At 29.3% G+C, this 11,623-nt stretch carries 9 protein-coding genes; 7 read left to right on the top strand and 2 right to left on the bottom strand.

What is annotated here, in order from left to right; all coding sequences use genetic code 11:
- The first annotated feature begins 293 nt into the window (after positions 1-293).
- Complete coding sequence (locus KJQ99_RS06930; protein WP_336609035.1) at positions 294-1,694, top strand: alanine/glycine:cation symporter family protein; 1,401 nt, start codon at positions 294-296, stop codon at positions 1,692-1,694.
- A 38-nt stretch (positions 1,695-1,732) separates the two neighbouring features.
- Here the strand turns inward: KJQ99_RS06930 and traF are convergent, their stop codons facing one another.
- A complete protein-coding gene (gene traF, locus KJQ99_RS06925) occupies positions 1,733-3,466 on the bottom strand; it encodes a conjugal transfer protein TraF (protein ID WP_214117698.1) in 1,734 nt (577 codons plus the stop codon).
- A gap of 451 nt (positions 3,467-3,917) precedes the next feature.
- Between traF and KJQ99_RS06920 the strand changes: the two genes are divergently transcribed.
- From KJQ99_RS06920 to KJQ99_RS06905, 4 genes are read left to right on the top strand one after another with little or no spacing between them, the layout of a single operon-like run.
- On the top strand, positions 3,918-5,396 hold the full coding sequence (locus tag KJQ99_RS06920) for a DASS family sodium-coupled anion symporter (RefSeq protein ID WP_214117697.1): 1,479 nt from the start codon (positions 3,918-3,920) through the stop codon (positions 5,394-5,396).
- 52 nt (positions 5,397-5,448) lie between these two features.
- A complete protein-coding gene (locus tag KJQ99_RS06915; protein WP_214117696.1) occupies positions 5,449-6,168 on the top strand; it encodes a fumarate reductase cytochrome b subunit in 720 nt (239 codons plus the stop codon).
- An 18-nt stretch (positions 6,169-6,186) separates the two neighbouring features.
- Complete coding sequence (locus KJQ99_RS06910) at positions 6,187-8,178, top strand: fumarate reductase flavoprotein subunit (protein ID WP_214120099.1); 1,992 nt, start codon at positions 6,187-6,189, stop codon at positions 8,176-8,178.
- Complete coding sequence (locus KJQ99_RS06905; protein ID WP_214117694.1) at positions 8,171-8,893, top strand: fumarate reductase iron-sulfur subunit; 723 nt, start codon at positions 8,171-8,173, stop codon at positions 8,891-8,893. Before KJQ99_RS06910 ends, KJQ99_RS06905 begins: the two co-directional genes overlap by 8 nt.
- Before the next feature lie 51 nt (positions 8,894-8,944).
- Here the strand turns inward: KJQ99_RS06905 and KJQ99_RS06900 are convergent, their stop codons facing one another.
- Positions 8,945-9,352 carry a hypothetical protein gene (locus KJQ99_RS06900; protein ID WP_214120100.1) on the bottom strand — a complete coding sequence of 136 codons (408 nt, stop codon included), beginning with the start codon at positions 9,350-9,352 and terminating at the stop codon, positions 8,945-8,947.
- A 67-nt stretch (positions 9,353-9,419) separates the two neighbouring features.
- Here KJQ99_RS06900 and KJQ99_RS06895 point away from each other — a divergent pair, with 67 nt between their 5' ends.
- On the top strand, positions 9,420-10,247 hold the full coding sequence (locus KJQ99_RS06895; protein WP_214120101.1) for a prephenate dehydrogenase: 828 nt from the start codon (positions 9,420-9,422) through the stop codon (positions 10,245-10,247).
- A 166-nt stretch (positions 10,248-10,413) separates the two neighbouring features.
- Positions 10,414-11,623: PDC sensor domain-containing protein (locus KJQ99_RS06890; RefSeq protein WP_214150357.1), on the top strand; the 1,210-nt coding region annotated here is incomplete at its 3' end.

Genomic DNA, 11,623 nt, shown 5'->3' with positions numbered 1-11,623 from the left:
TATTAAAATTTATAAAAAATAATATGATTTTGATATTTATTATCTTTTATTTATTATAATAACTTCGTTTTTTTTAAATTTAAAGGAGATATTATGAATTTATTACATCCAAAGAGCTTAAAAGACATTATTAAAAAGCCAGATAATCAAAAAAATCCTTTTGAAAGATTAATTATTGCTTGCGAAGATAAAAGCAGCAAACATAAGTAATTAACCAAAAACGCTTGAATTTATATATAATGATTTTTTGAAATTTTTATCAAGGAGAGCGTTTGCAAAGTTTATTAGAAGAAATACATTTATTTTTAGATTTAATAAATGGTTATTTGTATACTTATTTTTTAGTATTTGCACTAATTATTGTAGGTGTTATTTATACTATTAATACTCGTTTTGCTCAGTTTAGATTGATGGGTAATGTTTTAACATTATTAAAAGAAAAGCAAGACAACAAAGACCATGTTAGTAGTTTTGAAGCTTTAATGATTTCAACAGCTTCAAGGGTTGGTATTGGAAATATCGCTGGAATTAGCACTGCAGTTGTAGTTGGTGGTGCAGGTGCATTGTTTTGGATGTGGGTAATGGCATTTATAGGTGGTGCAAGTGCATTTGCTGAAAGCACATTAGCTCAAATATATAAAAGCAAAGATGAAAATGGTTTTCGTGGAGGACCTGCATATTTTATTGAAAAAGGCTTAGGAAATAAATTTTTTGGTAAATTATTTTCAGTTATTTTAATTATTACTTATGCTTATGGATTTAATGGACTTCAAAGCCATACTATGACTTCAGCATTTGAGATATATTTTCCTGATAACTTTAGTAATGCAAGTATAATTATAGGGATTATTTTAAGTGTTGTTGCTTTTGCATTATTCTTTTCAAATTCAAAATCACTTGGAAAAGTAAGCTCAATTATTGTTCCTATAATGGCTTTTGTTTATATTTTATTAAGCATTATTGCTATGGCTATGCACTATGATTTAATACCATCTGTGTTTAAAATGATTTTTAATAGTGCTTTTGATTTTCAAGCTATTTTTGGTGGATTTGCAGGTAGTGTTATAGTAATAGGAATTAAGCGTGGATTATTTTCAAACGAAGCTGGTATGGGTTCTGCTCCAAACGCAGCTGCAGCAGCAAATACAAGCCATCCTGTAAAACAAGGAATTATTCAAAGTTTTTCAGTGTTTATTGATTTAATTATATGTTCATGCTCTGGATTTTTAGTATTGTTCTCACAAAGTTACATTAATCAATTATCAACTGGCGAAACTAAATTAAATGCTTTACCTATGGTGCAACAATCAATGATGGAATATTATGGTACTTGGGGACTTCATTTTATAACTTTTGCTGTTATTTTATTTGCTGTAACTTCATTAATCGGTAATTTTTACTATGCAGATGCAAATGTTAAAAACCTTACAAAAAACAATTTAAACGAATTAGTTTTTAAAATAAGTGCGGTTGCTATGGTATTTATTGGTTCTCAATTAGATTTAAAAGTAGCTTGGGATTTAGCAGATATTACAATGGCTGCAATGGCTTCTATAAATATCATTGCTATTTTGTTATTAAGTCCTATTTTAATAAAATGCTTAAAAGATTATGATGAGCAAAAGAAAAGAGGTTTAGACCCTGTATTTAGCGCTAAAAAATTAGGTATTAAAAACGCTGAATGTTGGGATTAAGCAAGATTTGAATTAGGTTAAATCCTAATTCAAATTCTTTACCATTTATATCCAAATCCTATTCTTAAATCAAAATAATTAGGCACTTTACTTGAAACCTTGCAAATATCTTTATCGCAATTACTAGACTTTAATCCACTTGCTAAGGCTATATCAAATATATTAAAGAAATTAGCTCCCGTTGTAAGTATAGTCCCATAATCTTTTTTAATATCATAAGCTAAGCCACCCCTTAGATTAAAATAATCATTAAATTCGTATTTAACACCACCGCCTAACATTTGAGATTTATTGTATTTATTTGATAAAGTTGTGTTTGTAACTAAATCAGTATCAAAAGCAAAAGTAAAATCACTATATTTATATGCTAATCCAAATCTTACTTGCGGATTTAATCTCATACTACTTGAATGGAATTTGATTTTAGGATTATTTAAATTTTTAATAACCAATCCAGTAGAAAAATCATCTATACTATATAATGCCCCTATATCTATTCCAAAAGTATTTGTTGATTTTGCATTATGCAAATCATTTTTAATATTTATATCTTTAGAATTAACTCCATTCATATCTATTTTAATGCCTTTTTCTACTTGATATGCTTGAATATTCATATATTTTAAACTAGCACCTAAACTAAGCTCTCCATAAGGCATTATAAAACCATTTGCGTAGCTAATTGGCACTTCTGTTATCATTAGCATTGTTGTATTTAAAGGATTTTTTACACTATCTTGCATTGCTGAATGATTTAAATATTCTTCTTCGCTTACATTGGTTACGAATAGTTGTGAATTGCTTTTAAATAATTTTAAATAAATATATCTATCATCATCTTTTATTTTTATTATTAAACTACTTTTTTCTTTATTTAATGAAGCATAAGTATTAAGTGAAATCGTATTAAATAAGCTTACAGCAAAAGCACTTAAATCCCCTAAATTATTGTTATATTCTAAACCACTTAATATATTTAAATTAACTTCATTGTCATAAACTGCATTATAAATTAATTCAATATCATTTAAGGTATTTTCATCAAGAAAGGTATCTAATTTAGTATCTCCAATATCTAACAATAAATCATCTAAATTAACATTACCATCTTTTGAATTCTTTATCACATCTAAGACATTTTTTGTATCGGTATCACTTATTATATTTGTTAATAATTTTGTATCAACACCATTGTTATTTAATTCTTCATTTGTATTATTTGTTGAAGTTATTAGTTCGGTTTTGATTGTTGTAGATAATTCATCATTATCTTGCATTTTATTTTTTAAATCACTAATTATATTGTCTAGTTCATCTTTAGTTAAATTATCATCTAATTCATCTTTAAAAGTTTTTGCTAATAAGGCTAAATCTTCATTATCGCTATTTGTGTTTCTTAATATAAAATCATCTATAACACTACCAAAATTACCAAATTTTAAATTATTAGCTCTTGAATTGTTGTTTGGATTAAAAATATGCTTTATTTTGCTTATATTTGCTTCAATTTTTTTATTTATAGATTTATCAAGATTAGATAATTCTAAAAGATTTTTTTGATTATAATTTGCTCCAAAACTAAAATTAACTCCATTTTTAGAATAAATCAAACTAGCAGGATTATAATAAGCTGCAAAATCATTATCTTTAAGTGCAACTCCAGCATATCCCATACTCAAAGGTATATTACCTAAACTACCAAATTCTAACGCCAAAGCACTAAAGCTAAAAGCACTAAAGCTAAAAGCACTAGTTAATATTATTTTTTTCATAATTTTCCTTTTTAAAATATTAAAAATTATATAGTTACTTTATTATTGTTACTTAATGTATCAAAAAAATAATCTTTAGATTATTTTATTTAATTAATTGGCTTAAAAAATATAATTTTTTATAAAATCTCTCAAAAGGAGATTAGTAAAATGACAAGCAAATTATTTGTAGAATTACTTTATAGCGTCGGCTTTATAAGTTTGTTTTTATTATTAGGAATATTTTATAAGCAAAAATATTAAATGGAATTTTGGTTTTTACTAATTTAGCTTTTAATAATGCAAATGATGATTAAAAATTAACCTTAAAATATTTTAAGTTTAAATTGTTTTTAAATTAAAGCTTAAAAATAGATATTAATTTTTTAAAGTTAGATGATTATTTAAAAAATTAAGATTTTCTTTAGCTTTTTTGGAATATATTAATTTCAACTTAATTTTAGGAGTTAATATGAAAGGTAAGGTTCCGTTGTGGAAATTTATCGCACCAGTTGTTGCTGGTTTGCTTGTGTTTTTGCTTTCGTATTTATTTGCTGATTATTCTCAGCTTAGTATGAATGCTTGGATTTATGTTAGCATTTTTGCTGCTTTAGTTGTAGGGCTTATCTTAGAGCCTATGCCACCTGCTTTTTTAGGTATTATTGCTATAGCTTTAGCAGTATTATTTAAAGTTGGACCTGCAAAATCAGGCGAAGTTGGTGCAAAAATTACTTCAGAAGCTGCAATTAATTGGGGTTTAACTGGATTTTCAAATTCTGTTGTGTGGCTTATTTTTGCTTCATTTATGATAGGAATTGGCTATCAAAATAGTGGTCTTGGTAAAAGAATTGCTTTAATTTTAGTAAATAAATTAGGCAAATCTACTTTAGGTTTAGGCTATGCAATTGCTATTGCTGATTTAATTTTAGCTCCATTTATTCCGAGTAATGCTGCAAGAAGTGGTGGAACCATTTATCCAATAGCTACAAGTATTCCTGCTATGTATGATAGCTCTCCTGATAAAGAACCAAGAAAAATAGGTGCTTACATAGCGTGGGTAAGTCTTGCTACTACTTGTATTTCAAGTTCAATATTTTTAACAGGTCAAGCACCAAACCCACTAGCTTTAGAGATATTATCAAAATCAGGTATTGCTGTAGTTGATTGGATGGGTTGGTTTTTATGCTTTTTACCTATTGGTATTATTTTGTTTTTAATCACTCCCTTATTAACTTATTATATCTATCCACCAGAAGTTAAAGGCTCTAGTAAAATTAGTGCTTGGGCTAAAGAAGAATTAGTAAAACTTGGCTCAATTAAATTAAAAGAATTATTAATGTTAAGCATTTCAATTCTTGCTTTGATTCTATGGATAGGTTCAAAGACTTTTGGAGTTAGTGCTACTACAACTGCTTTAATTGTAATTATTCTAATGATAGTTACTAATATTATTACTTGGAATGATTTTTTAGCTAATAAACCAGCGTGGAATGTTCTTACTTGGTTTGCTACTTTAGTAACAATGGCAGGTGGATTAAAAAATGTTGGATTTTTAGAATTCTTATCAAAATATACTGATAGTTTATTAAGTGGTATTAGTCCTACTTTAGCAGTATTTATATTATTACTTGTGTTTTGTTTATTAAGATATTTCTTTGCTTCTGGGACTGCATATGTTACTGCAGTTGTTGGGGTGTTTGCAATTATTGCAAGTAAAATTGCTGGTTATGATGCGTCTTTTATTATGATGTTTTTGCTAGCTCCAATGGGTATGATAAGTGTTTTAACGCCTTATGGGACAGGACATAGCCCAATTTGGTTTGCGAGTGGTTATATTAAAGGTGCAGAATTTTGGAAGTTAGGTGCTATTTTTGGAGCTATTTATTTACTAATTTACACACTTATTGCGTATCCGTGGTTTAAATTCATTATTCCACATATTTTTTCGTAGGTCGTTTGTTAAACATTAGTAAAATGAGAAAAATTTAAGAAAAGGAGTTAAAGTGTCTAGTAAAATTGAAAATTTTTTAGGCAAAAGAGTTGATGGCACTAAATCACGCTTACCTGCTAAGCTTGATTTTTATCAAAGTGCTACTGGTTTAATTCTAGGGCTTTTTATGTGGGGACATATGCTTTTTGTTTCTACCGTTTTAATCAGTCCTGAATTTTTTGAAGCTACGGCTAAGTTTTTTGAGGGTTCGGCTATTTTTGATACGCCAAAACCTGCTTTAGTATCTTGTATGGTGCTTATTATTTTTATTATTTTCTTTATTCACGCTGCTCTTGGTATGAGAAAATTACCAATTACTTATCGCCAATGGCAAATCGCAAGAGAGCATTCAAAACTAATAAAACACGAAGATACAACGCTTTGGGTTATTCAAGCCTGTACAGGTTTTGTTATGTTTTTCTTCGCTTCAATGCACCTTGCAATGATGTTTTTTAATCCTGAAACTATTAGATTTTTAGGTGCAGTTGAAAGAATTGTAAATCATAATATGTGGGCGTTTTATTTAATTTTATTATTCGCTGTTGAGCTTCATGGTGGTATTGGTCTTTATAGACTTTGCGTTAAATGGGGCTGGTTTGATGGAAATGATGTGCATACTGCAAGAGCTAGAAGAAAAACTCTTAAAAAATTAAAATGGGTTATTAGTATTTTCTTTATAGTTTTAGGACTTGCTAATTTAGCAGTATTTATAAAAGCTGGTATTAGCTTATAACAAACAGAAAGGCTTAAAATGAAAGTAGAATTTAGTGATGCTTTAATAGTTGGTGGTGGTTTAGCAGGACTTAGAAGTGCTGTTGAAGTTGCTAAAAGTGGTCAATCAGTTACGCTTTTAAGTATTTGTCCTGTTAAGCGTTCTCACTCAGCTGCGGTTCAAGGTGGTATGCAAGCAAGTCTTGCTAATGGCAATAAAGGCGAAGGAGATAATGAAGATTTACACTTTGCTGACACCGTAAAAGGAAGTGATTGGGGATGCGATCAAGAAGTAGCAAGAATGTTTGCTCAAACTGCACCTAAGGCTGTTCGTGAGTTAGCTAGTTGGGGCGTGCCTTGGACTAGGATTACAAAAGGTCCTAGAAATGTTGTTATAAACGCACAAAAAGTAACAATAGAAGAAAAAGAAGAAGCACACGGACTTATAAATGCAAGAGATTTTGGTGGGACTAAAAAATGGAGAACTTGCTATATTGCTGATGCTACAGGGCATTGTATGATTTTTGGGGTTGCAAACGAAGCAATCAAACATAATGTAAAAATCATAGATAGAATGGAAGCTCTTAGAATTATTCACAAAGATGGAATTTGTTTAGGCGTAGTTGCAAGAAGCTTAATTGATGGTAGTTTAACTGCATTTGTATCAAAAGGCACAATGATAGCAACAGGTGGATATGGTAGAGTTTATAAACAAACTACAAACGCTGTTATTTGTGAAGGAACAGGTGCAGCAATGGCACTTGAGACAGGATTATGCTCTTTATCAAATATGGAAGCGGTTCAATTTCACCCAACTCCAATTGTTCCAAGTGGGATACTTTTAACTGAAGGTTGCCGTGGTGATGGTGGTATTTTAAGAGATGTTGATGGATACCGCTTTATGCCTGATTATGAGCCTGAGAAAAAAGAATTAGCAAGTCGTGATGTTGTAAGTCGCCGTATGATGGAACATATTAGAAAAGGAAAAGGTGTTAAAAGTCCTTATGGAGAGCATTTATGGCTTGATATTTCAATCTTAGGTCGTGCTCATGTTGAAAAAAACTTAAGAGATGTTCAAGATATTTGTAAGACATTTAATGGAATTGACCCTGCTGATGAAGGTCCAAAAGGTTGGGCGCCGGTTCTTCCTATGCAACACTATTCAATGGGTGGAATTAGAACTAAGCCAAACGGAGAAACTCCAAAGATGAAAGGTCTTTTTGCAGCAGGTGAAGCAGCTTGCTGGGATATGCACGGATTTAATAGACTTGGTGGAAATAGCTGTGCTGAAACCGTTGTTGCAGGTATGATTGTAGGAGATTATTTTTCTGAGTATTGCAAAAATAATACAATAGTAGCTGATATGCAAGTGGTTCAAAAATTCTTAAACGATGAAGCAAATTATTTAAAAGAAATAGCAAATCGTGAAGGTAAATATAATATTTTTGAAATCAAAAACGAAATGAAAGATATTATGTGGGAGCATGTTGCTATTTTTAGAACAGGCGAAGGATTAGAATACGCAGTAAAACGCCTTGAAGAATTATTAATAGAGAGCAAAAAAGTAGCTATTAAAGATAAAGAATTAAATTGTTCAAATCCAGAGCTAGAAGAAGCTTATAGAGTTCCAAGAATGTTAAAAGTTGCTTTATGTGTTGCTCGTGGTGCGCTTCTTAGAACTGAAAGCCGTGGGGCTCATTATAGAGAAGATTATCCAAAAAGAGATGATTTAAATTGGATGAAAAGAACTATGACTTATTGGGATGAAGGCTCAACTTTACCTAGAGTTGAATATGAAGACCTTGATATTATGAAAATGGAAATGCCACCAGCATTCCGTGGTTATGGTGCAAAAGGAAATATAATTGAAAATCCTTTAAGTGAAGTTCGTCAAAAACAAGTAGATGAAATTACAGAAAAATTACAAGCAGAAGGTAAAAGTAGAGCAGAAATCCAAGACGCACTTATGCCTTATGAATTACAAGCTAGATTTAAAGCAGCTAATCAAAGAATAGGGGTTGATTATGAGTAGGAAACTAACAATAAGGGTATTTAAATATAATCCACATAGTAAAATTAGCAAGCCACATTTTGCTACTTATACATTAGATGAAACTAGTGGTATGACTATTTTTATAGTTTTAAATCAAATTAGAGAAAAATTTGATGCAAGTTTGAGTTTTGATTTCGTTTGTCGTGCAGGAATTTGTGGCTCATGTGCAATGATGATTAATGGAAAACCAAAATTAGGTTGCAAAACTCTTACTAAAGATTATCCTGATGGAGTAATTGAGCTTATGCCTTTACCTGCGTTTAAGCATATTAAGGATTTAAGTGTTAATACAGGTGAATGGATGGAAGGTATGTGTAAAAGGGTAGAAAGCTGGATACATACTGACAAAGTTACTGATATTTCTAAGATTGAAGAAAGAGTTGAGCCAGCAGTTGCTGAAGAAACATTTGAGCTTGATAGATGTATTGAATGTGGTATTTGTATAGCTTCTTGTGCGACTAAAGTTATGAGACCTAATTTCATAGGTGCTGCAGGACTTATGAGAGCTGCAAGATACGAGCAAGACCCACACGATAATAGAACTTTAGATGATTTTTATGAATTAGTTGGTGATGATGATGGAATTTTTGCTTGTATGAGCTTACTTGCTTGTGAAGATAATTGCCCTAAACAATTACCACTACAAACAAAAATCGCTTACCTAAGACGCAAATTAGCTACAAATAAAGGCTAAAAATATTAAGAATTTGAAATAAGATTTTATTTCAAATTCTTTTTTCACTACTCATAAAATACTTAATAATTTTGCAAATAAAACTATCAAAAAACATATTATCAAAGCTAAAATATGAGCTTGTTTTACCAAAAAATGTTCTTTATTGTTTTTAAATCTCGCTATATAAATACTAATAAAAGTTATAAAAAGCATTAAAATTACTAGAGCTATTTTGATAAAAAACATAATTTTATTTATATTTGCAAAATTAGTATATTCATTATATGCTAGATAAATTCCGCTAAGAATTAATATAACAAAGCTAAGTGCATATAAAATACCTGAACTTTTAAAATAAGCCTTTTTTAGCTCATTAGCTTGTTTTAACCCATAGCACAAAATCGCATCAACAAATACATAACCTATAAAAATAATTGCTGAAAATAAGTGTAAAAAAATCACAATAAAATCAACCATTTAAACTCCTTTTTTTAGAAAAATATTATATTATTTTGCATATATAAATCTTAATTAAGGATAAGTTATGAAAGCAGTTGTAATTGGATTAGGATTAATTGGTGGCTCATTGGCTTTAAATTTGATGAAAAACAAATTTATTAGTGGAGTTTATGGAATTGATTTAAATAAAGAACACGAAAAAGAAGCTTTAAAGCTTAATTTAGTTCATGAAATTATAACTTTTGATGAGATTAAAACTTGTGATTTGATTTTCTTATGTGTTCCTGTTGGGGCTATTATTGAAATTATTAAACAATTAAAAGATATTCCAAAAACTACTACAATTATAGAATTTGGTAGCACAAAAGAAAGTATTCAAAACGCAATAAGCGATGATTTAAAAGAGCAATTCATACTAGCTCATCCAATGGCAGGAACAGAGCATAATGGTCCTAGTGCTGCTAAGATTGATTTATTTAAAAATGCTGTTTGTGTATTGTGCAATACCGAAAATACGAGCGTATTTCATCAACATAGAACCATAGAATTATTAAGCAATATTGGAATGAGAATTACTTTTATGAATGCAAGTTCGCACGATCATCATAGTGCCATCATATCTCATCTACCGCATGTAATTAGCTTTTCTTTAGCAAATTATGTGTTAGATTGCGAAGATAAGAAAAACATTTTACACCTAGCAGGTGGTTCTTTTGCTGATATGAGTAGGATTGCAAAGAGTAGCCCTGCAATGTGGGAAAGTATTTTTAAAGAAAATAAAACAAATGTTTTAAATGCTCTTGATGGCTTTATAAATGAACTAAATGAGTTTAAGCAAATGATAAATAACGATGAATATCAAAAGCTAAACGAATGGCTTAAGAATGCTAATAAATTAAAAGAGATTTTATAATTTCATTGATTTCAATTAATATTTTTTTAATTGAAATCATAATTTTTCTTATTATTCCTTAAACGCTTAAACCATTGCTACATAGATATTTAAAAATTTTTTTACTATTAAATATTATTCAATTCTTTAATTGTAACATTAACGCAATTTTTTAAAAAGGAGTATTATGAAATTAACAAACAAAATTCCAGCATTAATTGCTATCCCACTTGTAGTTTGCTTTATTGTATTGTGTATAGTGAATTATTCTAGTTCAAAAACTGATTCATTATCATTTACAGACAAAGCTAAAGAAAACGGCTTAAATGCCACTATGCTTTATGTAGATTCTTATTTTAATTCAAGAATAAATTTTATAGAGCAATTCTCACCAATTTTAGCAAATTCAATTAGTGAAGATAATCAAGATGAGAATATCTTTAAAATTCTTAAAAATTATTTAGGAATTTCAAATTTCTCTGCTTTATTTATTGGTATGGCTGATAGTGGCAAGTTTTATTATATTAGCTCTAATAACGAGCCTTATATAGTAAAAGACCAAGATGCAAGAAGTAGGGGTTGGTATAAAGATGCTATTAGTGCCAATAGGGCTTTATTAGGTAAAGAAGTTTATCCTGATGAGAGATTAAAAGAAAAAGTTATGACAATTTCAGCACCTATTATTAAAAATGGCAAAATCATTGGAGTAATTGGTGGAGATATGGCATTTAAAGATTTAAAAAATCAAATTTTAACTTTACATTTTTCTAAGACCAACACAATATTTGCTTATGATGATAAATTAGAATTTGTAATGCACCCAAATGAAGAATTTGAATTAAAGCAAGATGATGTTATAAAAATGATTGAAAATAATCTAAAAGATGGCATTTCAGTTCGCTATACCTTTAAAGGTGATGAAAAAACTGCAGTATGTATTAATTCAAATACAACAGGCTGGAAATTCTGTAGCACCAATTTAACTAGCGATATAGACGATACTTTAAATTCTTTATTAAAACAAAATATAACATTATTTTTCGCTTCTTTAGTGATTATTTTATTATGCTTATTCTTCTTAATCAAATTCTCACTTCGCCCACTTGAAATCATTCAAAAAGGCTTAAGAGAAGTATTCGCACTAATAAATCACGAAAGAAAAACAGCAAGTAAGATTGATTTAAATTCTAAAGATGAGTTCGGAGATATGGCTAAAGCTATTAATGAAAACATTGAAAGAACAATCAACTCACTTACTCAAGATACAAACGCAGTAGAACAAAGCGTTCAAACAGCAGCAGCAATTGAAAGCGGAGATTTAAAAGCAAGAATTACTCTAAATCCTGCAAATCCACAATTAATTGAATTAAAAAATGTCTTAAATAAAATGCTTGATA

Source organism: Campylobacter sp. 2018MI13 (assembly GCF_018501135.1).
Classification (GTDB): Bacteria; Campylobacterota; Campylobacteria; order Campylobacterales; family Campylobacteraceae; genus Campylobacter_E.
This window is presented reverse-complemented; position numbering and strand designations above follow the sequence as displayed.

Excerpts from the sequence above, each read along its gene's own strand:
- traF (WP_214117698.1), bottom strand. The coding sequence starts at position 3,466 with ATGAAAAAAATAATATTAACTAGTGCTTTTAGCTTTAGTGCTTTTAGC.
- KJQ99_RS06920 (WP_214117697.1), top strand. The coding sequence starts at position 3,918 with ATGAAAGGTAAGGTTCCGTTGTGGAAATTTATCGCACCAGTTGTTGCT.
- KJQ99_RS06910 (WP_214120099.1), top strand. The coding sequence starts at position 6,187 with ATGAAAGTAGAATTTAGTGATGCTTTAATAGTTGGTGGTGGTTTAGCA.
- KJQ99_RS06905 (WP_214117694.1), top strand. The coding sequence starts at position 8,171 with ATGAGTAGGAAACTAACAATAAGGGTATTTAAATATAATCCACATAGT.
- KJQ99_RS06900 (WP_214120100.1), bottom strand. The coding sequence starts at position 9,352 with ATGGTTGATTTTATTGTGATTTTTTTACACTTATTTTCAGCAATTATT.
- KJQ99_RS06895 (WP_214120101.1), top strand. The coding sequence starts at position 9,420 with ATGAAAGCAGTTGTAATTGGATTAGGATTAATTGGTGGCTCATTGGCT.